The 26,047-nt window shown below is 61.5% G+C and carries 26 protein-coding genes; 13 read left to right on the forward strand and 13 right to left on the reverse strand.

The window, feature by feature from the left end; translation table 11 throughout:
- Positions 1–8 precede the first annotated feature (8 nt).
- Both IHQ71_RS05375 and moaB read left to right on the forward strand, forming a co-directional pair.
- On the forward strand, positions 9–893 hold the full coding sequence (locus tag IHQ71_RS05375; RefSeq protein WP_258160925.1) for a 4-(cytidine 5'-diphospho)-2-C-methyl-D-erythritol kinase: 885 nt from the start codon (positions 9–11) through the stop codon (positions 891–893).
- Between the two features lie 16 nt (positions 894–909).
- Positions 910–1,458, forward strand: coding sequence for a molybdenum cofactor biosynthesis protein B (moaB, locus tag IHQ71_RS05380; RefSeq protein WP_258160926.1), 549 nt, complete (start codon positions 910–912; stop codon positions 1,456–1,458).
- Between the two features lie 36 nt (positions 1,459–1,494).
- Here the strand turns inward: moaB and IHQ71_RS05385 are convergent, their stop codons facing one another.
- Together IHQ71_RS05385 and purD are read right to left on the reverse strand one after the other, a co-directional pair.
- Positions 1,495–1,995, reverse strand: coding sequence for a plant virulence effector HPE1-like domain-containing protein (locus tag IHQ71_RS05385; protein WP_258160927.1), 501 nt, complete (start codon positions 1,993–1,995; stop codon positions 1,495–1,497).
- Between the two features lie 82 nt (positions 1,996–2,077).
- The gene (gene purD, locus IHQ71_RS05390; protein ID WP_258160928.1) at positions 2,078–3,352 is read right to left on the reverse strand and encodes a phosphoribosylamine--glycine ligase; all 1,275 of its coding nucleotides are present in this window, start codon (positions 3,350–3,352) and stop codon (positions 2,078–2,080) included.
- Between the two features lie 229 nt (positions 3,353–3,581).
- Between purD and IHQ71_RS05395 the strand changes: the two genes are divergently transcribed.
- Entirely contained in the window at positions 3,582–4,382 is an 801-nt protein-coding gene (locus tag IHQ71_RS05395) for a MipA/OmpV family protein (protein WP_374989962.1), read from the forward strand.
- 46 nt (positions 4,383–4,428) lie between these two features.
- A complete protein-coding gene (gene ubiA / locus IHQ71_RS05400; protein WP_258160929.1) occupies positions 4,429–5,382 on the forward strand; it encodes a 4-hydroxybenzoate octaprenyltransferase in 954 nt (317 codons plus the stop codon).
- On the opposite strand, the gene IHQ71_RS05405 is transcribed toward ubiA, so the two are convergent.
- Complete coding sequence (locus tag IHQ71_RS05405; protein ID WP_258160930.1) at positions 5,327–5,605, reverse strand: hypothetical protein; 279 nt, start codon at positions 5,603–5,605, stop codon at positions 5,327–5,329. The genes ubiA and IHQ71_RS05405 overlap by 56 nt on opposite strands.
- A 90-nt stretch (positions 5,606–5,695) precedes the next feature.
- Between IHQ71_RS05405 and IHQ71_RS05410 the strand changes: the two genes are divergently transcribed.
- Entirely contained in the window at positions 5,696–7,495 is a 1,800-nt protein-coding gene (locus IHQ71_RS05410) for a calcium-binding protein (RefSeq protein ID WP_308737920.1), read from the forward strand.
- Between the two features lie 87 nt (positions 7,496–7,582).
- On the opposite strand, the gene IHQ71_RS05420 is transcribed toward IHQ71_RS05410, so the two are convergent.
- Complete coding sequence (locus IHQ71_RS05420) at positions 7,583–8,146, reverse strand: DUF6101 family protein (protein ID WP_258160931.1); 564 nt, start codon at positions 8,144–8,146, stop codon at positions 7,583–7,585.
- 288 nt (positions 8,147–8,434) lie between these two features.
- Between IHQ71_RS05420 and IHQ71_RS05425 the strand changes: the two genes are divergently transcribed.
- The 4 genes from IHQ71_RS05425 to modC all read left to right on the forward strand — a co-directional run bounded on the left by IHQ71_RS05425 (position 8,435) and on the right by modC (position 13,276).
- Entirely contained in the window at positions 8,435–10,600 is a 2,166-nt protein-coding gene (locus IHQ71_RS05425) for a DUF1217 domain-containing protein (protein WP_258160932.1), read from the forward strand.
- Positions 10,601–10,683: 83 nt separating this feature from the next.
- Complete coding sequence (gene modA, locus IHQ71_RS05430; protein ID WP_258160933.1) at positions 10,684–11,463, forward strand: molybdate ABC transporter substrate-binding protein; 780 nt, start codon at positions 10,684–10,686, stop codon at positions 11,461–11,463.
- 11 nt (positions 11,464–11,474) lie between these two features.
- Positions 11,475–12,167, forward strand: coding sequence for a molybdate ABC transporter permease subunit (gene modB / locus IHQ71_RS05435; RefSeq protein ID WP_258160934.1), 693 nt, complete (start codon positions 11,475–11,477; stop codon positions 12,165–12,167).
- On the forward strand, positions 12,164–13,276 hold the full coding sequence (modC, locus tag IHQ71_RS05440; protein WP_258160935.1) for a molybdenum ABC transporter ATP-binding protein: 1,113 nt from the start codon (positions 12,164–12,166) through the stop codon (positions 13,274–13,276). The genes modB and modC overlap by 4 nt, the downstream gene beginning before the upstream one ends.
- Here modC and IHQ71_RS05445 read toward each other — a convergent pair.
- The 6 genes from IHQ71_RS05445 to IHQ71_RS05470 all read right to left on the reverse strand — a co-directional run bounded on the left by IHQ71_RS05445 (position 13,234) and on the right by IHQ71_RS05470 (position 18,384).
- Positions 13,234–13,620 (reverse strand): winged helix-turn-helix domain-containing protein, encoded by a 387-nt coding sequence (locus IHQ71_RS05445; RefSeq protein WP_258160936.1) that lies wholly within the window; start codon positions 13,618–13,620, stop codon positions 13,234–13,236. The two genes, modC and IHQ71_RS05445, sit on opposite strands and share 43 nt — an antisense overlap.
- Entirely contained in the window at positions 13,620–15,035 is a 1,416-nt protein-coding gene (locus IHQ71_RS05450; protein WP_258160937.1) for an FAD-binding oxidoreductase, read from the reverse strand. The genes IHQ71_RS05445 and IHQ71_RS05450 overlap by 1 nt, the downstream gene beginning before the upstream one ends.
- Positions 15,025–16,020: an L-threonylcarbamoyladenylate synthase gene (locus IHQ71_RS05455; protein WP_258160938.1), complete on the reverse strand. Its 996-nt coding sequence runs from the start codon at positions 16,018–16,020 to the stop codon at positions 15,025–15,027. The genes IHQ71_RS05450 and IHQ71_RS05455 overlap by 11 nt, the downstream gene beginning before the upstream one ends.
- 80 nt (positions 16,021–16,100) lie before the next feature.
- The gene (locus tag IHQ71_RS05460) at positions 16,101–16,691 is read right to left on the reverse strand and encodes a DUF6656 family protein (RefSeq protein ID WP_258160939.1); all 591 of its coding nucleotides are present in this window, start codon (positions 16,689–16,691) and stop codon (positions 16,101–16,103) included.
- A 111-nt stretch (positions 16,692–16,802) separates the two neighbouring features.
- The gene (locus tag IHQ71_RS05465) at positions 16,803–17,768 is read right to left on the reverse strand and encodes a glycoside hydrolase family 25 protein (RefSeq protein WP_258160940.1); all 966 of its coding nucleotides are present in this window, start codon (positions 17,766–17,768) and stop codon (positions 16,803–16,805) included.
- Positions 17,769–17,886: 118 nt separating this feature from the next.
- Entirely contained in the window at positions 17,887–18,384 is a 498-nt protein-coding gene (locus IHQ71_RS05470) for a cupin domain-containing protein (RefSeq protein WP_258160941.1), read from the reverse strand.
- Positions 18,385–18,651: 267 nt separating this feature from the next.
- Here IHQ71_RS05470 and IHQ71_RS05475 point away from each other — a divergent pair, with 267 nt between their 5' ends.
- Positions 18,652–19,143 (forward strand): SH3 domain-containing protein, encoded by a 492-nt coding sequence (locus tag IHQ71_RS05475; RefSeq protein ID WP_258160942.1) that lies wholly within the window; start codon positions 18,652–18,654, stop codon positions 19,141–19,143.
- A gap of 14 nt (positions 19,144–19,157) precedes the next feature.
- Here the strand turns inward: IHQ71_RS05475 and IHQ71_RS05480 are convergent, their stop codons facing one another.
- The gene (locus tag IHQ71_RS05480; RefSeq protein ID WP_258160943.1) at positions 19,158–20,150 is read right to left on the reverse strand and encodes a transporter; all 993 of its coding nucleotides are present in this window, start codon (positions 20,148–20,150) and stop codon (positions 19,158–19,160) included.
- A gap of 188 nt (positions 20,151–20,338) precedes the next feature.
- Here IHQ71_RS05480 and IHQ71_RS05485 point away from each other — a divergent pair, with 188 nt between their 5' ends.
- Genes IHQ71_RS05485 through speB form a run of 3 tightly spaced genes read left to right on the forward strand, consistent with a single transcriptional unit; the run spans position 20,339 to position 24,001 of the window.
- Complete coding sequence (locus IHQ71_RS05485) at positions 20,339–22,120, forward strand: acyl-CoA dehydrogenase (protein WP_258160944.1); 1,782 nt, start codon at positions 20,339–20,341, stop codon at positions 22,118–22,120.
- An 8-nt stretch (positions 22,121–22,128) separates the two neighbouring features.
- Positions 22,129–22,887 carry a crotonase/enoyl-CoA hydratase family protein gene (locus IHQ71_RS05490; protein WP_258160945.1) on the forward strand — a complete coding sequence of 253 codons (759 nt, stop codon included), beginning with the start codon at positions 22,129–22,131 and terminating at the stop codon, positions 22,885–22,887.
- Positions 22,888–22,939: 52 nt separating this feature from the next.
- Positions 22,940–24,001 (forward strand): agmatinase, encoded by a 1,062-nt coding sequence (gene speB, locus IHQ71_RS05495; RefSeq protein ID WP_258160946.1) that lies wholly within the window; start codon positions 22,940–22,942, stop codon positions 23,999–24,001.
- Between the two features lie 21 nt (positions 24,002–24,022).
- On the opposite strand, the gene IHQ71_RS05500 is transcribed toward speB, so the two are convergent.
- Complete coding sequence (locus IHQ71_RS05500) at positions 24,023–25,273, reverse strand: class I SAM-dependent RNA methyltransferase (protein ID WP_258160947.1); 1,251 nt, start codon at positions 25,271–25,273, stop codon at positions 24,023–24,025.
- Complete coding sequence (locus IHQ71_RS05505) at positions 25,270–26,010, reverse strand: TlyA family RNA methyltransferase (protein ID WP_258160948.1); 741 nt, start codon at positions 26,008–26,010, stop codon at positions 25,270–25,272. The genes IHQ71_RS05500 and IHQ71_RS05505 overlap by 4 nt, the downstream gene beginning before the upstream one ends.
- Positions 26,011–26,047 lie beyond the last annotated feature (37 nt).

The raw sequence follows: 26,047 nt of genomic DNA on the forward strand, positions 1-26,047 counted from the left end.
GTATCCCGGTGGCGCCGGGCGAGACCGAGGAATTCGCGGCCGCCAAGATCAACCTGGCGCTTCATGTGACCGGCCAGCGCGCGGATGGCTACCATCTGCTCGATTCGCTCGTCGTTTTCGCCGATGCCGGCGACCGCCTGACATTCAGCCCATCGGAAGAGGACCGCTTCACGGTCTCGGGTCGCTTCGGCGGCTCCTTGCCTCTGGATTCCGAACCGAAGACCGGCAACCTCGTTCTGCGCGCCCGCGATGCGCTCCGTGCACGCGCCGCCGCCCGCGGCAATTCCGCGCCGCCCGTCCACATTCATCTTGAAAAGAACCTGCCCGTCGCATCCGGCATCGGCGGCGGCTCGGCCGATGCGGCTGCGGCGCTGCGCGGCCTTGCCCGCTTCTGGGCAACGGGCACGGATCGTCCGTCTCTTCATGCGATCGGGCTTGCGCTCGGCGCCGATGTCCCGATGTGTATCGAAAGCCAGCCTCTGCTGGCACGCGGTATCGGCGAGGACATCACCCTGCTCGGCGATTTCCCCAAACTGCATCTCCTGCTGGTCAATCCCCTGGTCGAAGTCTCGACGCCCGAAATCTTCAAGCGTCTCACCAACAAGAACAATCCGCCACTCGACGTGCCGCGGGACGGAGCCCCGCGAGAGCAATGGATTGGCACGCTGGGCGCCACCCGTAACGACCTCCAGCCATCAGCCGAAACATTGGAGCCGGTCATATCCGACACACTCGAACTGATCAGGACCGTCGATCCGATGCTGGCCCGCATGTCTGGCTCCGGCGCCACCTGCTTCGGCGTCTACCAGACGCGAACCGGCATGGAGCGCGCCTGGGCAAAGCTTGAGGCGGAGCGGCCCGACTGGTATGTCCAGGGCTGCAAGACGATCTAGTCGGAAAGACAAGTTCATGCCTGATCTCAACGAGACGCGCCCCTTCGTTCCGGTCGGCATCGCAGTGCTGACGGTCTCCGATACCCGCACCACGGCCGATGACAAATCGGGCGATACGCTCGCCGCCCGCATCAGGGATGCCGGCCATAAACTGATCGCGAGGGATATCGTCAAGGACGACAGGCAGGCGATCTACAACCGGGTCAAGTCCTGGACGCTTCAGGATGACATCGACGTGGTGATCACCACCGGGGGCACCGGCTTCACCGGCCGCGACGTGACGCCGGAGGCGCTTCTGCCGCTGTTCGAAAAGACCATGGACGGCTTCTCGGCGGTCTTCCACCGGATTTCCTACGACAAGATCGGCACATCGACCATCCAGTCGCGCGCCACCGGTGGCGTTGCCAACGCCACCTTCATTTTCGTGCTGCCCGGCTCACCCGGCGCCTGCAAGGATGCCTGGGACGGCATCCTGAGGGACCAGCTGGACTATCGTCACATGCCCTGCAATTTCGTGGAAATCATGCCCCGGCTCGACGAGCACCTGAGGCGCGGCGGCAAATAACCGGCGCCGGCTTGGGGGCATTGGGAGCTGGCTGGCTCAGTCGAGTCGCAGTTCGAGCTTGCTCGCGTCAAAGGCGGCCTTCGGTTCGACCTTGATTGCCGCACCCATGTCGGCCGTCACAGCAGCAGTCGTGGTGATCCGGTCGATCATGTTGGCGTCGGCGGCGGCCGGTTGCTCGACCGGCTTTTCGTCAGCCTTTGCCACGACATTTTCAGCCGGCTTGTCCATGATATGCTTGGCGATCATCGCGTCGGATGCCTTGGTGACGAACACCACCGGCGATCCGCCGAGCCAGGCTTCGGTGCGATACACCTTGGTCACGCCATCGACGGTGCGAAGTTCGACCTTCTGCGTGCCGGGCGCGAGTTCAATCGCGGCGGGCGCAACCTTCTTCCTGGTCTCCTGGATGCATTTCGCGCAGTGGATCGCCTCGATGCTGCGCACCTTGTTGACGCCCGTCTTCACGCTGTTGATCGACGCCGCATGGGCGAGACTGGTGACCGAAAACGCCGCCAGGGCCAGAATGTACACGCGCATGAAGCAATACTCCCGCAATCCAGTTTCGGCGAGAATATGAAAAAAGCCTTAAGATTGGCTGAGGGGAACTGGTAAAGAATCCCTAAACTTCGGTTTCCCGCGCGATGGCACGCCAGCCGATGTCCTTGCGGCAGAAGCCGCCGTCCCAGACGACGCCTTCGACCGCCTGGTAAGCCCGGTCGCGCGCTTCCGAGACGGTCTTGCCAAGTGCGGTGACGTTCAGCACCCGGCCTCCCGTGGCGATGAGCTGGTCTTCGCTCATCGACGTGCCGGCATGGAACACGCGGACATCCTCGCCATCCTCAGGCAGTGCCTCGATCGGCGTGCCCTTCGCGTAGGAACCGGGATAGCCCTTGGACGCCATGACCACCGTCAGCGCGGTCTCGTCGCTCCACTCGGCGGTCATGCCGTCGAGTTCCCCCTTGGCCGTCGCCAATAGCAATTCCATCAGGTCCGATTTCAGGCGCAGCATCAGCACCTGGCATTCCGGATCGCCGAACCGGACATTGTATTCGATCAATTCGGGACCCTTGTCGGTGATCATCAACCCGGCGAAGAAAACGCCGGAGAAGGGATGTCCCATCTCGGCCATCCCCCGGATCGTCGGTTCGATGATCTCGCTCATCGTCCGGGCGATCATCTCCTCGGTCATCACGGGTGCCGGCGAATAGGCGCCCATGCCGCCGGTATTCGGTCCGGTATCGCCATCGCCGACGCGCTTGTGATCCTGGACGGAAGCCAGTGCCAGCGCGGTCTTGCCATCGGAGAGTACGAAGAAGCTTGCCTCCTCGCCATCGAGATAGGCCTCGATCACCACTTCCGCGCCCGCTGCACCGAATGTGCCGGCGAAACAATCGTCGATCGCGGCTCTTGCCTCCTCGGTCGTCATCGCAACGGTCACGCCCTTGCCGGCTGCGAGCCCATCGGCCTTGACCACGATCGGCGCGCCCTGTTCATCGACATAGGACTTCGCGTCGGTGGCGTCGCTGAATCGGCGGTAGGCGCCGGTCGGAATACCGTATTTGGCGCAGAGATCCTTGGTGAAGCCTTTGGAGCCCTCGAGCTGTGCCGCGGCCTGTGACGGTCCGAAGACCAGCAGGCCCGCCTCGCGCAGCCTGTCGCTGATACCAGCGACGAGCGGCGCTTCGGGACCGAAGACGACGAATTCCACATTACGGTCGGTGCAGAACGCGATCAGGCCATCCGTATCATCGGCCGCGAGATCGACGCAGAAGGCGTGTTTCTCGATCCCGGGATTGCCCGGCGCGACATAGAGTTTGCCGATGAGGGGCGATTGGACCATTTTCCAGGCGAGAGCATGTTCGCGGCCACCGGAACCGATGAGGAGGACGTTCATGGCTCTTCTCCCTGGCAGGCATTCCGGAAAGGAAAACGCGGATCCGGCGTGAGACGTTCCGGTTAAAGAGGGGCAGCGGCGAGGTCAAGCCCGCCTGGGGGCGAAGCCGGCATAAGGTGTGCATTTCGCGCATCAGCTGCGGACATTCATTGTGTGCTAACCATACGCCGTGTTGAATCGGTAACCAAAGCTGGTTAGGGTCGCCTCGATTGGTTTTGGGGGTGATGATTTGCGCACTGCATCAGTTTCGGCACTTTCCGCAGCTCTCGTGCTCCTGGGTTCGACGGCCATGGCACAGGAGGCCTGGTGGTCGGGTGACTGGTACGTCAAGCTTGGCGGCGCCGGCTTCGTGGCCCCGCGCTTCCAGGGTGACAATAGCTATATCCTGCAGGGCAAGCCGCTGATCTCGGTCGGCAAGGGCGACGAAGACGTCCGCTTCATCTCGCGCAACGACAACACGTCGTTCTCGCTCTACGACAACAGGATGATCCGCCTCGGCGTGACCGGCAAGATACTGTTGCCGCGCGATGGGGACACGTCGAATGACCTCAAGGGCCTCAAGCCCGTGGAGTGGGGCGGCGAACTGGGCGGCTTCGCCGAAGTCTACCCGACCGACTGGATGCGCTTTCGCACCGAAATCCGGCAGGGCATTCGCAGCCATGACGGCGTCGTTGGTGATCTCGCAGCGGATGCGTTTTATGATGTCACGCCGACAGTCCGCGTCTCGGCCGGCCCGCGCCTGTCGTTTGCGACAGAAGGCTACATGGATGCCTACTATGGCGTGAACGCCAAGGAATCGGCGAAATCCGGGCTCTCGAAATACAATCCGGACGGCGGCCTGCAGTCGACCGGTATCGGCGGTGCCGTCAACTGGAAGGCCACGGAGCAGTTGGAGACGAGCCTTTTTGCCGAATATACGAGGCTGCTCGGTCCCGTTGCGGATTCGAGCCTGGTCAAGGAACGCGGCTCCAGGGATCAATTCATGATCGGCGTTTCCGCGACATATAAGTTCAATTTCAAGATCCCCTGATCGATACGCTTGACTGGCAAGTGGTTTCGGATACTTGCTCAAAGCCATGAGCTTCACATTCTTCGACAATGGCCGTGTCGCCGACGCGCCCTCGGGCAATTTCGTCTACCGCGTGCTGCCGCGCGCACTCTGGCCCTATGCGCAGCTCGCGCGCTGGGACAGGCCGATCGGCTGGCAATTGCTGATGTGGCCCTGTTTCTGGTCGGCGACTCTCGCTGCCAATGTCGCCATGTCGGAAGGGCATTTCTCCTTTGCCCGGCTTTGCTGGCATCTATTCCTGTTCTTCGCCGGCGCGGTCGCCATGCGCGGTGCCGGCTGCACCTATAACGACCTTGTGGACCATGAGATCGACATGGCCGTGGCCCGAACCCGTTCGCGGCCGTTGCCATCGGGCCGGGTCAGTCGGTTGCAGGCCAAGATATTCATGGTGCTGCAAGCGCTGGTCGGGCTCGCGGTGCTGTTGAGCTTCAACCTGTTCACCGTCGTGCTCGGTCTTCTGTCCCTCGGTATCGTGGCGATCTATCCCTTCGCCAAGCGGTTCACCGACTGGCCGCAGTTCTTCCTGGGCCTCGCCTTTTCCTGGGGTGCGCTGGTGGGGTGGACGGCCGAGTTCGGTGCGCTCTCCTTCGCCGCGGTCATGCTCTATCTTGCGTCGGTGGCGTGGACGATCGGCTACGACACGATCTACGCCCATCAGGATACGGAAGACGATGCCCTGATCGGCGTGCGTTCGACCGCGCTGCTTTTCGGCCGCAATACCAGGGCCTGGCTGATGTTGTTCTACGGATTGACGTTGCTTGGTCTGATCATCGCATTCGCCGCAGCGGCGGTAGCTTTTCCGGCCTGGACCGGCTTGCTGATTGCCGTCGTGCTGCTTGCCTGGCAAATATTGGTGCTCGATATACATGACCCGGCGCAGTGCATGGCGCTCTTCAAGTCCAATTTCACCGTCGGCGCAGTGCTGTTCCTTGGGCTGTTGTTGGCAATACCTTTTGCCTGAAAATGGAAAAGCCCGGCTGTGGGACAAATTCAGCCGGGCTTTCTTCCGCCTGTGGCTTTTTTGCGCCGTCGGCCGGAATTGTTGTCCCGATAATATGGGCCTCGCGCACCATTGGCTGTTCCCGGGGTAACAACGCATGGTCGTCAACCTGCTGCAAAATCAGCGCGCTTGGTCCCGATATCCGCAATATTTCTAAAACAGCGCGTCGTTCGAGCATCTGCATCCCAAGATACTGCAAATTGACTTGAACACGCGCTTATGGAAGTAACAGTGAACTGATTTAGTTCGAGCTCTGGGACGGAGTGAGATTTCAATGGCAATCGATGCCACATTCATGGCTGCACTGATGAAAATACCCTATTTTGCACAACTATCCGAAGAGAACGGCGAAAAGTGGCTGGGCGATCTGTTCCAGTCGCTGGAGGTCGAATCATTTGATTTTTCGCAATTCCAAAACCTCGCGACCGATTCGTCCACGATCGATCTTAGCGGTGCGGATCTGACGGTCGACGTTGCGGAAGGCGAAAAAGACGGCGACGGTGATTCAAAGTCTTCCGCCAAACACTCGAATGACGAGATCGAGCAGACTCAGGCTGCGATCGCGGCCAAGCAGTCCGGACAGGAAGAGGCAGCCAAGGCTGCAAGCGAGTCCGGCAGCGGTGGCGGAAACGGACCGAATTTTGCAAATATCAGGCACGAGATCGTGAGCGACGGGCCGATAGATTGGGAACGCAATTTGCAGTGGCAAGTGCTGCAGAGGGAGCCGGACCACGGCACGTTCAAACCCGACGAAGAGGCCGGGGCGGTCGCCGTCGCGCTGAACGGCGTCTATGACGAGTTGAAGCTCAGTGCCGGCGACGACAAGATTTATACTTTTGCCGGGCATGGGGGTTCGGGTACGACCACCGTCAATGGTGGTGACGGCACCGATACGCTCCATCTGACCAGCGGTGGCCTCAAGACAGATCTTGGCGGCCAGAGCGATTTCGGCAGCTTCGGCGGCAAGGTTGAGTTCCGTGGCGTCGAGAATGTTATCGGCTCAGATGGCGCCGATAACATCACCGGCAGCGCTGGTGACAACAAGCTGTTGGGTCGTGGCGGTGACGACAAGATCGATGGCGGTAGCGGTGACGACGAAATCATCGGTGGCGGTGGCAAGAACGTTCTCAACGGTGGTGCCGGCAACGACGACATTGCAGGCGGCAACGGCATCGACATCATCAATGGCGGCTCGGGCGACGACGTCATAAACGCTGCAGCCGGCGGCGACGATGTTTCCGGCGGCGACGGCGACGACGAGATCGACGGCGGCAACGGCGACGACAAGATCGATGGCGGCGGTGGGACCGATGAAATCGATGGCGGCACGGGCGATGACGAGATCGACGGCGGCGCTGGCGAAGATACGATCGACGCGGGCGACGGCAACGATATCGCCAATGGCGACGGCGGTGACGACGAGATCGACGGTGGCGATGGCGACGACGAAATCGACGGGGGCGATGGCAAGGATACGCTGAACGGCGACGTCGGTAACGACACGATCGACGGTGGCGAAGGCGCCGACGATATCGACGGCGGCGAAGGCAATGACGAACTGAACGGCGACGCCGGCAACGACACGATCGTTGGAGCAGCCGGAACCGACACGATCGATGGCGGCGAAGGCGATGACAACATCGACGGTGGTGCCGACAACGACGTGATCCTCGGCGGCGACGGCAAGGACGTGCTCAAGGGCGCTGCTGGAAACGACACGATCACGGGCGGTGCGGGTTCCGACACGATAACCGGCGGCGACGGAAGCGACGTCTACGTCTACAGCGTCATTGGAGACAGCGGCGTTACGGCTGATACGTTCGACATCATCACTGATTTCAATGTGACCGACGACAAGTTCGACCTGACCGCGCTTCTGGCCGGAGACGAATTCGACTTCATCGCGGCCGAGGGTGGTGCCTTTACCGGCGGCAGCGACAATCCCGAAGTCAAATGGGACAAGACCGGCGGCAAGACGATCATCCAGATCGATATCGATGGCAATGGTATCGCCGACATGCAGATCGAACTCGACGACGACCTCGATCTGACGGCCGCGAACTTCAATCTTTGATCCGAAGCAGGTCTTAGCTTGCTCAGACACCAATAGAATCGAAAATGGCGCCCGAGGGCGCCATTTTTGTTTCCGCATGTGATGCGATCAATCGCGCGGGAAAATCTCGCGGCCCTTGATCTTCATGCTGATGCCGAGATTGCCGGTCTTGCGGCGGACCAGGAAGCGGGGGCGGCGGTCGGCGAAATAGGAATGGCGGCGGCGGGGCTTTGGAGGCTTGGCACCGGCGGTGATAAGATGCTCGTCGAGTTCGCGGGCAACGCCGTCGGCCTCGACCATCAGCATCGGAATGCCATAGGCTTCCGACCAGGAGCGCCAGTCGGCGGCGATATCATAAAGGTCGTGCGCCACCAGCAGCGGAATGCAGAAGCCGGCATCGGTGTGGTGAAGTTCGAGCGTAACTGTCACTTCGCCATTGCCATGGTCGATCGCACGGGCGGCGACGCCCTTGAAGACGCGGGACGGCAGAGCGACGGTCAACGGCAGGCCGCTGGACGGCAGCACCCGGCGCATGACGGCGCCGCGTTCGTCGAGCGTGATGTTCACGGTTTCCGAGCTTTCCTCGATTTCATAACGGAGCTGCTGCGGGAAAAGACCCGGATCCAGTCTCAGTTTGCTCGTGGCCCACACGGGCTGGTACATGGTGTTCATCGATTTCGACCCTGTTTTCTCGAGAGATCATCTCTCTTCTGTTTTTCGGGACATTCTGTCCTCTTATGCCGTCAGATTAGCGGGCCGCTCTTCGATGCAGCTTAAAATTCTCGGTTAAGAAAACTTTGCCTCGTTGGATGGTTATCAATTGGCAAGCCGGTTCGGTTTGCAAATGGTGAACAACAAGTCCGGCAATTGATGCATTTTCGCCAAATATCCAGAGCCCCGCCGGTAAGGTTCGGATAAGATTTTCAAGGCATAATGCGGAGGCCGGCAATGTAGGTTTCCATGGTCTCCACCTTCCTGAGCTATAATCTGATCAACCGTGACCTCAGGGGAAACCTCGAGCGCGTCTCGTCGTCCAATCAGGTCGCCAGGGAAGAGCAGTATTACAAGGACAATATCGGCAAGGTGAAAACCGTCGAGGAGTTCGTCGACAACTACCGGCTCTATGCCTATGCGATGAAGGCGCATGGGCTGGAAGACATGACCTACGCCAAGGCCTTCATGAAAAAGGTGCTGGAAAGCGACCTGACCGACACCGACTCCTTCGCCAATCGCCTGACGGACCAGCGCTATGCCCAGTTCGCGGCCGCGTTTCAGTTCTCCTCCGAGACATCGATCGTACAAACAACCCGGCAGATCGATGAGGTCATCGGGAACTTCCAGCAGGCGCTCGAAGACGAGGGTGAATCGGTCGAGGTCGAGACCGCCTATTACAAGAGCAAGATAGCCACGATCTCGTCTGTCGATGAACTGCTGGGCGATGAGCGGGTCCGGGACTACGTCCTGAAGGGCTTCAATCTCGACACCAAATACTGGAACAAGGACCACCTGACAAAGGTCCTGACCAGCGACCTCAATGATCCCGCGAGCTATGTCAATACGCTCAATGTCGCCAACAAATCGACGCTACAGGCGATGACGGCGAACTTCAATTTCAATGCAGCGGGTACGCTCGACACCGGTGTGACAGCCCAGGATGCCACGCAGACGCTCGCTCTCGTCGAGGCCTATACATTCTATGTGCCGAGCCGCACCGTGCCCGCCGAGGCCCAGCTCAATAAAGACTATTACGAGGCCAAGATCGGCTCGATCACCAATGTCGACGACCTGGTCAACGATCCCCGCATGCTGGCCTACGTCAAGACCGCGTTCGGAATGGAGGATATTTTCCTCAAGAGCACGATCAAGAACATCCTGACGAGCGACCTCAACGACCCGAACAATTATGCGACAGTCTTCGGCGGCGAGAAATACGAGGCGCTGACCAAGGCGTTCAATTTTCAGACAGACGGCACGATTGCCGGCGGTAACACGGCCCAGACGGCGGCGCAGACGGACACCACATCAGGCCAGTACATGTCCCGTTATGACGACGCGCAGGACCAGAAGGACGACGATCTTTACACTTATTACCGCAACTTCATCGGCTCCATGGACAGCGTCGAGGAACTGCAATCGACGCCGAGGCTCTACGATTTCGTCCTGACCGCATTCGGCTTCGATCCGAATGATACGAAGGACTCCGTGATCGAAAAGGTGCTGACCAGCGATCTCGCGGACCCCAACAGTTTCGCCAACAAGCAGAAGGACGAGCGCTACCGCGAACTCGCCGCCGCCTTCAATTTCGACAGTGAGGGCAACAAGGCCGCACCCCGGCTCGCCCAGTCGCAGCAGGTCATAACCCAGACCGCCAAGGACTATGTCATCACCAAGACCCGTTTCGGTCATGAGGAAGACAAGGACGCCGCGACCAAGGAAGCAAAATATTATTCCGAGAACATCCAGAACATCCAGACGGCATCGGAATTCGTGGCCAACAGGCGCCTCGTCGATTTCGTGCTGGTCGCCAACGGCATCGATCCGGAAGACGTGACCAACGATTTCATCAAGCAGGTGTTCAACTCGGACCTCGACGATCCCGAAAGCTTCGTCAATATCCAGGAAGACCATCGTTACGTCGAGATTCTCTCGTCGTTCAATTTCGATGCCAAGGGCAATATCGCGGTCCGCGATTCCGGCATCCAGGGCCGCTATGGGCAGATGACGACCGAATATCTCTTCCTGCAGCAGAGCCTGGAGGAAGAAGTCGGCGAGGACAGCGCGGGCGCCCGCCTGGCGCTTTATTTCCAGCGCATGATGCCGTCGATCAACTCGGCCTACGACATCCTTGGCGACACCGCGCTGCTCGAAGTTTTCCGCACCGCCTACGAACTGCCGGCCGAAATGTCGACCATGGACATCGAGAAGCAGAAGCTGCTCGTCGAGCGCTACATGGACTTCGACGAGCTTCAGGATCCTGATGAACTCCAGAAGTTCATCACCCGCTTCACCGCAATGTACGATCTCGCCAACGAGACCGATACGTCGCCGCTCATGCAGCTCTTCACCGGCAGCTCGACCAGCATCAGCGCCGACACGCTGCTTTCCATCGCCCAGCTCAAGGCTTGATCGAGCTGCACGATCAAACGCCTTGCTTTTGATTTTTCATCGATATATTCGTTCGGATATAACGATTGGAACGGGAGATCTTCATGCTACGCCGCACATTCATGTCTTCGCTCCTCACGGCCGCGATGCTCGGGCTCGCCTCGGTGGCGCCCGCCAAGGCCGCCGACCTCGTCGTCTTCGCCGCCGCCAGCATGAAAGGGTCGCTTGATGATGTCGCCAAAGCTTTCCAAGCAAAGAACGGCACCAAGGTCGTCATTTCCTATGCGTCGAGCTCGCAACTCGCCAAGCAGATCGAAGCCGCTGCGCCGGCCGATGTCTTCATCTCGGCTGACACCAGGTGGATGACCTATCTGGTGGAGAAAAACGCCGTGAGGAAGGAAGAAGCCGTCAACCTGCTCGGCAACCGTCTCGTGCTGGTCGCCGCCAAGGATTCCAAGGCTTCGATCAAGATCGAGAAGGGATTCAAGCTCGCCGAAGCACTCGGTGACAGTCGCCTCGCCATGGGCGACCCGAAGAGCGTGCCGGCCGGCAAGTATGGCCAGGAATCGCTGAAATTCTACGGCGTCTGGGCCGATGTCGAAGGCAAGGTGGCGGGTGCCGACAATGTGCGCGCCGCGCTGAAGCTCGTCTCATCCGGCGAAGCACCGCTCGGCATCGTCTACGAGACCGACGCCAAGGCCGACAGGCAAGTGAAGATCGTGGATTTCTTCGGCGAGGACAGCCATTCCCCGATCATCTATCCGGTCGCACCCGTAGCGGCATCGACCAATGAGGCCAGGAACGCGTTCATGAAATTCCTGCTCGGCCCGGAAGCCGCTGACATCTTCAAGAGAGCGGGCTTTACGACTCTCGCCTCTTCGTGAATGCTTGAAGAATGGGGTTCAGCGAAGAAGAATGGACGGCAATCAGGTTGAGCATCGAGGTGGCGGCGCTTGCCGTCGCCGTCAGCCTGCCGTTCGGAATCCTCGTCGCCTATGTCCTAGCGCGCGGGCGCTTTTACGGCAAGGCGGTGCTGAGTGCCATCGTCGCCCTGCCGCTGATCCTGCCACCCGTCGTCACGGGTTACCTCCTGCTGATGACCTTCGGGCGGAAAGGCCTGTTCGGCGGCTTCCTCGAAAGCATCGGCATAGTGCTATCCTTCCGCTGGACGGGGGCGGCGGTCGCGGCCGCCGTCATGGGTTTTCCCCTGCTGGTACAAGCGATCCAGCTTTCGATGGAGGCGATCGACAAGCGGCTTGAATCCGCCGCCGGCACGCTCGGCGCCAATCGCTTCATGGTGTTCCTGACGGTGACCCTGCCGCTCAGCCTGCCGGGCATCATCGCAGGCGTCGTGACGTCCTTCGCGCGGGCTTTAGGCGAATTCGGCGCCACAATCACTTTCGTTTCGGCGATCCCCGGGGAGACCCAGACGCTGGCCTCCGCGATCCATTCCCTACTACAGGACCCCGATGGCGAACCCATGGCCCTGCGCCTGACCTTTTTTTCGGTTGCCATATCCTTCGCAGCGATTCTGTTGGCAGGTTCGGTCTCTCGGTTCGCCGCTCGCCGCCTCGGGGCAGCGTCATGATCTCGGTCAAAGTGCGCCACCGGCAGGGCGATTTCCAGGTCGATGCCGCGTTTACCGCCGGCGGCGGGGTGACCGCACTGTTCGGTCCATCCGGCTCCGGCAAGACGTCGCTCGTGCAGATGATTGCCGGGCTGACACGACCCGATGACGCCGTCATCAGTTTCGACGGCATTGTCTGGAACGACACCGGCCAGCGTATATTCGTGCCGCCGCATCGCCGCCGCATCGGCTATGTCTTCCAGGAAGGACGCCTGTTTCCGCATATGACGGCGCGGCAGAACCTACTCTATGGCCGCTTCTTTTCGCCGAAGGCGGAGCGGAGCATTTCCGAACCCGAAGTGGTCGATCTTCTCGGCATCGAGCGGCTGCTCGACCAGCGACCGGCGACGCTTTCCGGCGGCGAGAAGCAGCGTGTGGCGATCGGACGAGCGCTGCTTTCGGCTCCCCGGCTGATCCTGATGGACGAGCCGCTTTCGGCACTGGATCGCGCCCGGCGGCAGGAGATTCTGCCCTATATCGAGCGCATCCGCGATGTGGTGAAAATACCCGTCATCTATGTCAGCCATGCGCTCGATGAAGTCGCCCGTCTTGCCAACCGCGTGGTGCTGCTCGACGAGGGCAGGGTGCGTGCCGAGGGAGCACCCGTGGACATTTTCCCGGAGCTTTCATTTGTGACCGATTCGATCGCGCCGCAATCGGTGCTCGAAGCCAGGATGATCGGACAGGAGGAGTATTACGGCCTGTCGATCGCCGAGATCGGCGACACCGTGGTGACGTTGCAGCCCATCGATCTTCCCGAGGGAACCGCCGTCCGTGTCCGCGTGTCATCGACCGATGTCATGATCGCGTTGCAGAAGCCCGAAAATATCAGCGCGCTCAACCATCTTCCCGGCACCATCACCGCGATCACGCGAGATGGCCCCTATATGCTGGTGGAAATGGATTGCGACGGCCAGCGGCTGATGGCACGCATTACGCTGCTCTCATGCGAGCGATTGGGTCTGGCGCCCGGCGTGGCCGTCTATGCGCTGTTCAAGGCCGTTACCGTCGATAGCGGCAGCGTCTATCACGTATCGGCATCGGCGCCCGATGGGCCGGGCTCGGCCTGAGGGCTGGCATTCGCCGCCAGCCAGTCGAGATCGGCCTTCAGCGCCGTCATCGTGTGCTGTTCCATGGCGCGGAAACGCTTGAGCAATTCCTCGCCGAACGCGGTCAGTGCAGCGCCGCCACCGCTCTTGCCGCCATGCTTGGTCTCCACGACGCTCTGCTTGAACATGCGGTTCAGCTCATCGACCAGCAGCCAGCCGCGCCTATAGGACATGTCCATCCGCACGGCCGCCTGCCTGATGGAGCCCGTCTCTCGGATCAGTTCCATCAGTTCCGCCTTGCCGTGGCTCAATGGCGCGCCGTCCGGGAAAGTCAGCCTCAGATTGGTGCGGATAATCTCGCCCATCAGACCTTCAGCACCTTGTCCGGGTTCATGATGTGGGCGGGATCGAAGGCCCGCTTGATCCGCCGCATGAGGTCCATCTCGATCGCGGGCCGGATCGCGGCAAGCTCATCGCGCTTGAGCTGGCCGATGCCATGCTCGGCGGAGATCGAGCCGTTGAACTTCAGCACCAGTCCATGAACGATCTTGTTAACGTCGCGCCACTGGGCGATGAAGGCCTGCTTGTCGGCGCCGACCGGCTGGGAAATGTTGTAGTGGATATTGCCGTCGCCGAGATGGCCGAAGGCGCAGACGCGGGCGCCTGGTATGAAGGCCAGCACGGCCTTCTCGGCCTCGGCCATGAATTCCGGTATCTTCGAGACGGGCACGGAGACGTCATGCTTGATCGACCCGCCTTCGGGCTTCTGCGCTTCCGACATGCTCTCGCGCATGTGCCAGAAGGCGCGGGCCTGTGTGGACGATGAAGCAATGGATGCGTCAAGCACCAAGCCGCGTTCGGAGGCTTCGGTGAGCAGCGCCTCCATCATCTGGCGCGCACTGTCCTCGTGGTCGGTCGTCGAGATATCGACCAGCACATACCAGGGATAGGGTGAGGCGAGCGGATCGCGGACGCCGGGGATGTTGCGCAGCGTGAATTCGACGCCTAGCCGGACCATCAGCTCGAAGCCGGTCAGGGCATTGCCGCAGACATCCTGCGCCATCTGGAAGAAGGCCAGCGCATTCTCCGCACTCGCAAGCCCGCAAAACGCCACTTCATGCCCGCGTGGGCGCGGGAAGAGTTTCAGCACGGCGGCGGTGATCACCCCCAGCGTGCCCTCGGCACCGATGAAGAGGTCACGCAGGTCATAGCCGGTATTGTCCTTCTTGAGCTTGCGCAGCCCGTCCCAGATTTCGCCCGTCGGCAGCACGACTTCCAGCCCGAGGCAGAGATGGCGCGCATTACCATAGGCCAGCACCTGCGTGCCGCCGGCATTGGTTGAGAGATTGCCGCCGATCTGGCAGCTTCCTTGCGAGCCCAGCGACAGCGGAAACATGCGGCTGTTTTCCTCGGCGATCTTGTGCAGGTTGTCGAGAATGCAGCCGGCATCGACCGTCATCGTGTTCGCGGCGAGATCGACCTCGCGCACTTTGTTCATCCGTTCGAGCGAGATCAGCACGTCTTCATGGCCCTCGCGCGGCGTCTGGCCGCCGGCGTGTCCAGTATTGCCCGATTGCGGCACGATCACCGTGCCGGTTTCGCTCGCAAGCGTCAGGATATCAGAGACTTCAGCGGTATTCGCAGGCTTCAGCAGCAGGGGTGAAGCGCCGTGATAGAGCCCGCGCGTCTCGACCAGATGCGGGAGAAGCGCCTGCTGGTCGGTGATGGCATAAGCCGGCCCGACGATGGCGGCGAAACGCTCGATAAGCTCAGTCTTCATAACTCACCTCGGGACGCGGGGCCGCGGCGCGCGCAATCCTGTCATTGATCGCTTCGCCCAGATCGTGGTGCGGGATGGGCGCAAAGGCTATGGCGCGCGCCGGCAGTTGATCAGCCATCTTCATGATCGAGAAGAGATTGGCCGCCGCCTCGCTGAGCGACGCCTGCGGACTGAGATCGAAGATCGCGATCGCATCATCCAGCCCCGCGATCGGCTGGTTGCCGAAGTTGACCAGGATTTCCCCCGGTTCGACATGCAGCCGGTCGAGCCGGACATCGGCCCTCGGCGCATAATGCGAAGCCAGCATGCCGGGTGCTTCGATGGCTGTCTGCGCGGCCTTGTCCTGACGGATAATCTTCCGGCCAATACATGCCTCGATCGCGCGCACCGCCAGCCCACCGGGCCTGAGCAGCCTGACCGTATCGCCTTCGATCTTGAGGATCGTGCTTTCGACGCCGACGCCGGCTGGCCCGCCATCGAGGATAAGCCGGATCTTGTCGCCGAGATCGCCTTGCACATGTCCGGCGTCCGTCGGGCTGACCCGGCCTGAAGTATTGGCGCTGGGCGCGGCCAGCGGATGACCGAAGGCTGCGATCAGCTCGCCGGCAAAACCCTGGGGAACCCGGACGCCCACCGTGTCGAGCCCCGCCGTGCACAGCGGATGAATGGTGCTGTCGGCATGGAGCGGCAGGACCAGCGTCAGCGGCCCCGGCCAGAACGCCTCGGCGAGCTTGCGCGACAGGGGGTCGAAGACCGCATGGCGCTCGGCCATTGCGAGGTCCGACATATGCGCGATCAGCGGATTGAAGCGCGGCCGGCCCTTGACCTCATAGATGCGGGCGATCGCTTGCGGATTGGTGGCATCTGCGGCCAGCCCATAGACCGTCTCGGTTGGGATCGCCACCGGCTCGGCGCTTTCGAGCACTTGGCAGCCGCGCGCCAGCGCCTGGCTGTGTTCCCGTCCGATGTCGATGATTTCGGCCATGTCCGCCTTCGCTTGGTGAAGTGCGACCGGCTATATCGCCCGCGAGCCGCTTTGCCAAGCGGACTGCCGGCAGGGCGACGTTACATCGCCCGGATCACCTTCCGCAGCGCTTCCTGCTTGGCACCGAGAAGCAGCACGTTCTTCAGCGCCGTCTTGGGATCGTTGGTGCGAAAGAGGATGCCGTTGCCGCGCACCTTCTTGTCGAGGACGAGCTTCTTGCCCGTGTTGTTCTCCATGGCGACGGCGAAATACATCCGTTCGGCGCGCATATTGATCTGTTCGAATTTCAGGTCGTCCGAGGCGATATCGGCGAAGAAATTGGCAATGTAGAAGGCCCAGTTCACGTCGGAATATTCCGCGAACTTCGATTTCGCCGCAGTGACGTGACAGTAGCCGAGATGCGGCGTGCCGGTGAGCGTGCGGTGGAAGACCAGCTTGGGAAACTGGATCGAACGGTGGAACGTGTTGAGCCGCTCATGGGTCTTTTCGCCCGCCGCGGTCAGGATCTTGCCGGTGCGCTCGGCGACTTCCTCATAGGTGAGATAGCGCTTCTCGTCGGGCGCCCAGTTGGGGCGTGAGCGGTCGATGCGGCCGGTGCGCAGAAAGTCCGAATGAGCTGTCTGCTTCACAGCTGCCGGCCTTTCCTGGTCGACATACTGCAATTTGGACATGGCTGACTTCTGGTCGGACATTACAACACTCTAGCCTGGGCATGGTTAAGAACTTGCTAAAGGCTAGGTCCGCATGGTTTCGCGAGGCTTACCGCAGGTGCGAAGCGGCGGTCAAAAATCCTGATAATTCAGAGCCGTAAGCACCGGCTGACGCTTTTGCACTGATGCCTCTGCGATCGCGTGATTCTGGGGCATCGCGCTGGTACCGAGCGTGCCGGTGGCGCGCACGAGATATTGCAATTCCGGTGGCCTGACGGGCAGCAATCCGCCCTGCTTCCAGATCGCGGCGAGTTCCACCTTCGTCATCGGCACGGTGTTGACGTCGATGTCATCTCGCGTGCCCTCGATCCGCATCGGACAGCTCTTCTTGCCGCAATTGGTCAGCGAGGAGAACTGCCACATCATGTAGTTTTCCCAGTTGCCCATCGGGAATACGCCCTTGATCTCGGGTTTATAGCGGGCATACCAGAGCGGCAGGCGCGACAGCAGCGCATATTGCTCGCGACGCGTGGCGATGTAGCGGGCCGTGTCGTGATTGGTGTAGAGAATCGGATAGCGGCCGGTCCGCGCCTTGATGTGCCCGGCGAAGATCTCGGCATCGGCGAGCGACATGAATTGCTTGTCGTCGAGGCTTTCGAGATCCAGCACCATCAGATCGTCTTCGCCGGGATCGGCATAGTCGAGGAAGTGGTTGGCCTGGTCGACCGGATTGCCCGGCCGGGCGAGGTGATAGGCGCCCCAGAGCATGCCATTGGCCTTGGCGAGCATCCGGCGCGTCTGGTGGAGTTCGCGGCTCACCGCATATTTGCGCCACATCGTCTTGCAGTGGTTGACCGTGTCGCCCTTGTGCGGTCGCGAGCAATCGTAGACTTCGGGCAAGCCGTCGGAAGCCTTTGAGACGAATCCTGCGATTCGCTTGTTGGCGACCAGCTTGTCCCATTCGATGGCGTTGAGTTCATAGGCATCGATAACCAGGGCGGTTTCCGCCTTGGTCCAGGGCTCGTTATCGGCAGCATGAGAGATGCCTGCGCCAAGAATCGCAGCAAGCGCGAACGCTATTACAGTAGATTTGAACATTGCCGCCCTATCCCGTCACAATGTGACGATCCTGTGGCAATATACTTATCAAAGGCTTAAAGCGCCAGCCTTGATTACGAGTTGCTAAAATTGGCCGGAATGTGGCAGGAATCGCAGCTCAAAGCGGCAGTGCGACGCCGATCGTGCCGAGCACGCGAACCGATACGACCTCGCCGACCACTACCCTGCGCATGCGGCCCAGCATGGCGCGGAGCTGCTTGATCGGGTTCGAGGATTTGCGGCAGAAGGCGACCTTCTTCACATAGTCGTCGATATCCCAGAGCGCCTTGGTGCCCTCGGCGAAATAGGCGATGTCGCCGGGCTGAAGCGTCCGGGTTTGGCCGCTCGGCGTCGTCACCCGCACCTGGCCTTCGAGGATGAAGACGGTTTCCTCGTCGTGGAAGGTCCACCAGAAGGTGCCTGCCGTGCATTCCCAGATATGGGTGGAGGCGTTGCCATCGATGCTCGGCGAATGCAGCCCGGCGCGCGCCCGCGGATTGCCCTCGACGATCCATTCGGGATTGATCGGCGCATCCACGAGCGTGACATCGTCCGGACGGCCGGCGATGAATTCGGGGTTGGCAAAGCTGCTGCCGGCGGAATTTGGCATCGACATGGCGACTATCCTCTCATCGTCAGCCCAGCAATAACACGCATAGATTTCAGAGCGTTTAGCCGCTTGGATAAAAGTTTAGCGAAGTTGCGATTGCGACGGCCCGAGTTGCGGCCATTCGGGACTTTTTTCGGGGGCTTCGGTCGTAGCGCGTGACGGGGCATTGCACTGGCCGCGATAGTTCTCCATGAATTCTGCACGGCTTCCGGCGACGGGCGCCAAGGGGAGGACTGTCAGCCGGCGCTGACGCTGTTTCGGAAAGATATGGCTATGATGAAGACGGTTGGCATGAGCTTGCTGGCTATCGTGTCGGCAGGATTGTTCTGGTCCGCCGCATATGCCCAGTCGGAGGAATATTGTTCCCAGCGCGCGCGGGAGATTTGCGGCGACAACCAGACCATCAGCGACTGTTTCAATGACCAGGCGATGTGGAACAATCTCGGTTCCGCTTGCACAGGCGCGGTCCAGACCATGATCGAGGGCGAGCGCGAGGCGACGCAGGACAGCAATTACAGCGCCGTCAATCTCTATGGCACGTCCTATGGCGGTGTGCTGCGTTCGGGTCCAGGCCAGGAATTCTCCAAGGTCGGAAGCGTCCAGGAAGGCGATTCCGTGGAAGTGCTGCAAGACCCCGAAGTCTGGATGGACGGCTACAAGTGGTTCAAGGTCCGCACGCCGCAGGGCGTCGGCTATCACTGGGGTGGGATTTTCTGCATTCAGAGCGATACGGCGCCGGCCGGGGTTTTCTCCAACTGCCAGTAATCTCCGCCATCGGCTTACAGTATCTTGAACCGGCGAAGCAGCCACCAAGCAAGGCCGATGGACGCCATGATGATGATGGCGGCAAACATCGTGCCCCCGTCGGTATGCGCGAAGGGCAGGTTTTCGGTGTTCATGCCGAAGAAGCCGGTCACCAGGGTCGGCGGCATCAGGAAGGCGGTCAGGATCGACAGGATGTAGAGGTGGCGGTTGGTCTGCCGCGCCGCCTTGGAATCGATGTCCTCATGCAGCAGCCGCGCCCGTTCCTGCAATGAGGACACATCGCGTTCGACGGTTTCGATCCGGTCGCTGAGCTGCCGCGCAATATCGTCGAAACCATCGGGGATTTCGTCCTCGTCGGCGGTGGTCACGCGGCGCAGCAGCGCGAGTTCGGTCCTCAGATGCCGGTGCAGCTTGACGATGGTGCGCCGTGCGGGCGCCAGCTTGCGGGTCTCGTCCCTCTCGGCGTCTTCGTAAACATAGTCCTCGATCAGGTTGAGCTCCTCGTTGATCTCGGGGACCAGGGTCACCACCGTGCGCTGGAACTCGGTGACCAACGCCCCGAGCACGTTGAGCGGTGAGCTGATCCGGCCGCTCTTCTCGATCGCCGCGCGGGCCTGGTCGATGCTGCGCAGCGGATGCAGCCGCGTCGTGACGATGAGCTTGTCCGTCACCGCGAAATGCAGCCAGCCGATCTCGGACGACATTTCATCGAAATCGCGCTGGAAGTCGACCAGCGTGCCGCAGATCATTTCTCGCGTGGCCGATAGCGACGCGTGCGCATCGCGGCTGATCAGCGCCTGATAGGCGTCTGATGTAAGCCCCGGCAGGCCGGCGATCAGCGCCGGCACCCGCGCATCGGAGAGACCAAGATGCAGCCAGACGAAGCCATCCTGCGCGAGCAGGTCCTCTATCGTCGAAACGGGCGGTACGCGCTGGCAGCTTCCGGTGTCCGGCGCGAAGAGATGCGCCCAGACGAGGCCGGGAATACGGGTTTCGGGAAGCTCCATACTTGTCCTGCGGAAAGCGATTGGTTCGTGAGCCTTAGGCAGGTTTTGTGACAGTTGTGTAACGGCGCACCGAGCGCTATCCGAATATTGACGTTTACGTAAAAAGCATTTAGCGCTGTCATAAAGGGTTCGCTGGATTTGATCTGGTCTTGTCCCTAATCTGGTGGTGGAATCAGGGAGGAGTGGGCATGTACAAGGCGCCGATCGAGGAAATTCTCTTCACCTTGAAGCATGTGGCCGGTCTCAATGATGCGCTCTCGTCCGGCAAACTGGGCGACCTCTCCGAAGACATTGTCGATGCCGTGATAGCCGAAGCCGGCCGCTTCGCCAGCGATGAAATCGCGCCGCTTGCCGAGGTCGGCGACAAGCAGGGCGCCACCCTCGATGATCACAACGTCAAGACGCCCGACGGCTGGGCAGCCCTCTACAAGGCCTGGGCCGAGGGCGGCTGGAACGCGCTTGCGGGGCTGGAAGCGTTCGGCGGGCAGGCGCTGCCGCACATGCTGCTGGTCGCGACCTTCGAAATGTGGAATTCCGGCGCGATGGGTTTCGCCATCGGCCCGACATTGACGATCGGCGCTGTCGAGGCGCTCGAGACACATGCCTCCGATGCGATCAAGGCGAAATACCTGCCGAAAATGGTGTCGGGCGAATGGATGGGTTCGATGAACCTCACCGAACCCAATGCAGGCTCCGACCTCGGCGTGATGAAGACCCGCGCAGAGCGCCGACCGGACGGCACCTATCGCATCTTCGGGCAGAAGATCTTCATCACCTATGGCGAGCACGATTTCACCGACAATATCGTGCACCTGGTGCTGGCCCGCTTGCCGGATGCGCCGGCGGGATCTCGTGGCATATCGCTGTTCGTCGTGCCGAAATTCCTCGTCAATGACGATGGGTCGCTCGGTGCTCGTAATGATGTCCATGTCCATTCGCTCGAGCACAAGATGGGCATCCACGGCTCGCCGACCTGCACGATGATCTATGGCGACGGAAAATTCGGCGACGAGCCCGGCGCGATCGGCTGGCTGGTGGGCGAGGAGAACAAGGGCCTCGCCTGCATGTTCACCATGATGAACAACGCCCGCCTGATGGTCGGCATGCAGGGCGTGGCGATCGCCGAAGCCGCGACCCAGAAGGCCGTCGCCTATGCCAAGGAGCGCGTGCAGGGCCGCGCACCGGGCTGGCAGGGCGAGGGCATGAGCCCGATCATCGAGCACCCCGATGTTGCCCGCATGCTGGCGACCATGAAAGCGGTGACGCAAGGTGCTCGCGCCATCGCCTATGCCTGTGCGCATGCGGTCGACATGGCGCATGCCTCGACGGGCGAACTCAAGCAATTCTGGCTCGATCGGGCGAACCTGCTGACGCCGCTCGCTAAGAGCATTCCGACGGATGCCGGCGTCGAGGTCTCCTCGCTCGGCATCCAGGTCCATGGCGGCATGGGCTTCATAGAGGAAACTGGTGCGGCACGGCTTTATCGCGATGCCCGCATCGCGCCGATCTATGAAGGCACTAACGGTATCCAGGCCATCGACCTGATCGGCCGCAAGCTGCCGCAGGCCGGCGGCAACCACGTCCGGGCCTTCATCGGCGAGCTCAAGGATATCGCCTCCGCCGTCCGCGCCTCCAACCGCGAGGGTTTCGGCAACACGGCGGACAAGATCGCTGTCTCGATCGCCGATCTCGAAGAGGCAACCGACTGGATGCTCTCTGCAACAGGCGAAGGCCGCATGATCGAGGCGCTGTCGGGTGCCACGCCCTACCAGCGGCTGTTCGGGCTGGTGCTGACCGGCGCCTATCTCGCCAAGGGCGGACTGGCCGCTGGCGGCGACGGCAAGGATGCGGCCCGTATCGCGCTCGCGCGATTTGCCGCCGAGAACCTGATTTCCGAGACCGCGGCCCTCAAGGACCGCGTGATGAATGGCGCCGAAAGCCTGGCCGCCGCCCGCCTTGCCCTGGCCTGAGAGGACATATGACCGAAGACATCAAGCTCGAACGGCCGTCGGCGCATCCCGGCATTCTGGTTATTCGCATGCACCGGCGGGATAAGAAGAATGCCATCACCCGCGCCATGTATCGCGCCATGGCCGATGCGCTGGATGGCGCCAATGCCGATGAGGCGGTGAAAGCGGCGGTGATTTTCGGCGTACCGGGCATATTTTCCAGCGGCAACGATCTTGCCGACTTCATGGAGATCGCCAAAAATCCGCCGGAATCGGCGCATGTCCTGGCCTTCCTGCATGCGCTCGCCAATTTCGAAAAACCGCTTCTGTCAGGCGTCGATGGCATCGCCATCGGCATCGGCACGACGATGAATTTCCACTGCGACCTGACATTCACGACGCCGCGCACGGTCTTTCGCACACCGTTCACCGATCTCGCCGTGGTTCCCGAGGCCGCTTCGAGCCTGCTCGGCCCGCGCATCATGGGCCACCAGCGCGCCTTCGCCATGCTGGTCGGCGGTATCGGCTTCTCGGCGGAACAGGCCCGCGAGGCCGGCATCGTCTGGAGCGTCGTGGACGAGGACGAACTCGAAGCAGCAACGCTGAAGGCGGCTTTGCACCTCATCAACCGGCCACGCCAGTCGCTGATGCTCTCGCGAAAGCTGGTGAAAGGCGACCGCGCCGAAATTCTTGGCCGCATGGACGAGGAAATGGTGCTGTTCATGGAACGTCTGCGCTCCGACGAGGCTACAGCGCTTTACAAGGCGTTCTTCGAGAAGAAGCGTTGATCGGGCCATGTTGCTGGGCTAGCGTCCGGACATATGAAGCGAGGAGCATCTTATGTCCGATCCGCTTGACCTTACGCCGAAGCTCGGCGACCTTGCCTTCACGCGCCCGTCGGATCGCGGAACGGAGATGGAGCAGACCTTTGCCGGCGCGCTGTCCTTCATGCGCCGCCGCTATACGCGCGACCTGACGGGCATCGATCTGGCGGTGTGGGGCATTCCGCTCGATCTTGCGGTGACCAACCGGCCCGGCACGCGCTTTGGGCCGCGTGGCCTGCGCGCCGCCTCGGCGCATATGGCGTGGTCAGGTCCATGGCCCTGGGATTTCGACCCCTATGACGAGCTTTCGGTGATCGACTATGGCGATTGCCTGTTCGATCCTGGCCGGCCAACGGAAATCGCGGCCCGCATCACGGAGCAGGCGAGCGCAATTCTAGAGGCCGGCAGCGCGCTGCTGACGCTCGGCGGCGATCACTACATCACCTATCCGCTGCTCAGGGCGCATGCGGCCCGGCACGGCAAGCTGCGCGTCATCCAGTTCGATGCCCATACCGACACCTGGGCCGACGAGGGCGACCGCATCGATCACGGCACGATGATGTGGTATGCAACGCGGGACGGGCTGGTCGATCCCGTCCATTCGGTGCAGGTCGGCATCCGCACCCACAATCCCGATCCGCTCGGCTTCAACATCATCGACGCCATCGCGGTGCAGAAGCTCGGTCCGGAGGCGGTCGCCGCCAGGATCAAGGCGATCGTCGGCGACGCACCATGCTACATCACCTTCGACATCGATTGCCTTGATCCATCCGCAGCACCCGGTACCGGCACGCCAGTCCCCGGTGGCCTGACGACCTATCAGGCGCAGGAAATCCTCCGCAATCTCGCAGGCGTCAACGTCGTCGGCATGGATGTGGTGGAAGTCTCGCCGCCCTTCGACCACGCGGAAATAACCGCGCTCGCGGGTGCGGCTATCGCCAACGATTTGATCGCGCTGCATGCCATCGCCAGGAACAGACCAAACAGCGCTAGCCGTGCGGCAATGGAAGAAATCGAAAGCGGCGCGGGAATCCGAACCGAAACCTCACAGGCGTTGTTCAAGGACTTGGATATCTAAGCCTCAGCTGAATGGAGCGGGTTACCGCTCCAGCAACGCCACCGACTCGACATGGCTCGACCACAGGAACTGGTCGATCGGCGTCACCGATTTCAGCTTGTAGCCGCCGTCGATCAGGATGCGGAGATCGCGGGCCAGCGTCACGGGATTGCAGGAGACGGCCGCGATCTTGGCGACCTTCGACCGCGCAAACTCATGACATTGCGCCTCTGCCCCCGCGCGCGGTGGGTCGAAGGACACGCCGTCGATATATTTAAGGTCGAGCGGCAGAAGCGGCCGGCGGAAAAGGTCGCGGCGTTCGATGCTGATGGGCTTGAGGCCCTGTGCATTGCGGGCGGCATGATCGAGCGCGGCAAGCGCCGGCGCATCGAATTCCACGGCGTGGACGGCGCTTTTACGGGCGAGCCTAAGTGCGAAGGTGCCGGTACCGGCGAAGAGATCGGCGACGCGCTTGGATTTGGCAAGATGGCCGGCCACCAATTCCGCCATGGCGTCCTCAGCCCGCACCGTGGCCTGGGTGAAGCTGCCGGGCGGAAGTACGACGCTGACGCCCGCGAAATCCAGCATCGGCTTCTGCGGCTCGACGAGAATCTCGCCATCGATCGACACCCGCGCGAAACCCTTCTCCTTCAATATAATATCGAGCGCCGCCTGCCGCTTTTTCGCATCGACCTTCTTCAGGTCGAGGATGTTGACGTCAAGGCCGGACAGCGTCGCGCCGATCGCCACCCGGAACGGCTCGGAGCCCGAACCGAGCGCACCGATGATCTTCCGCACGCCTTCCAGGCGGGCGACGATCATGGGCATGGAGATGGGACATTCCTCGACCTGAACGATCTGGTGCGTGCCGGCCTGGGCAAAACCCAGCACGACGCCCTTGTCGGTCAGCCGGGCGGTCATCGTCACGCGGCGTCGCTCGCCGGGAAGACAGGGGAAGAGCGGCGCGACTTCGGTCTCGATGCCCTTCGCCTTCAGTGCATCGATCACCAGTCCGCGCTTGTAATCCTGGTACGGCTGGTCGGCCCAATGTTGCAGCGAACAGCCGCCGCACGCGCCGCCCTTGCCCTCGGGGCCGAAGTGCTTGCAGGGCGGGGCGACGCGCTCCGGCGAGGTCTTCGACCATGACATCGGCATGCCGTGGTTCTTGACGCGCGCGATGGCGACCTCTTCGCCGGGCAGCGTGAACGGCACGAAGATCGCGCCCTCGGGGCCGCGTGCAATGCCGTCGCCCTCGGCGCCGACCGCATGGATTGTGACTGTCTCGGTGCTCATGATTTCCTTCCGGCCAGCAGAAACTCGTGGTTCCCGTCTCCGCCTGTGATGGGCGAGGGGATTACACCCAGGCTCTGCCATCCGCCAAGCGAATTCAGCCAGGCTTCGATATCCCAGGCGATTTTAGGCGCTTGCGACGGGTCCTTGAGCATTCCACCCTTGCCGACGCCATCACGGCCCGCCTCGAATTGCGGCTTGACGAGCGTAACGACCCAGGTGCCCGGCTCGGCCAGTTCCAGTGCGGGACGAAGCGCCAGCTTCAGCGAGATGAACGAAACGTCGGAGACGATCGCTTGCGCTAGCGTAGGCAGATCACCCTGAGTCAGTTCGCGCGCGTTGAATCCTTCCATATTGGTGATGCGCGGATCGTCCCTGAGCCGCTGATCGAGCTGCGCGTGGCCGACATCGAGTGCGACGACATGCTTTGCGCCCCGTTCGAGCAGCACCTGCGTGAAGCCGCCAGTGGAGGCCCCGACATCGAGACAGTCGAGGCCCTCGGGGGACAGGCCAAAATGGTCGAGCGCCGCGATCAGCTTCAGCGCCGCGCGCGAGACATAAGCCTGCGCCGGGTCATTCACCGTGATTTCAGCGTCTTCTTCGACCATCTGCCCAGCCTTGATGGCAACGGCGCCCGCGACCTTCACCGTCCCGCGATCGATCGCATCGCGCGCCCGAGACCGACTGTCGAATTCAGAGCGGGCAACGAGAAGCTGGTCGAGGCGGATGAGATTGGGCATTGCAATTTCCAGTCTGAGATGCACCATGTCATTACGA

The organism is Rhizobium sp. TH2 (genome assembly GCF_024707525.1).
Taxonomy (GTDB): domain Bacteria; phylum Pseudomonadota; class Alphaproteobacteria; order Rhizobiales; family Rhizobiaceae; genus Rhizobium_E.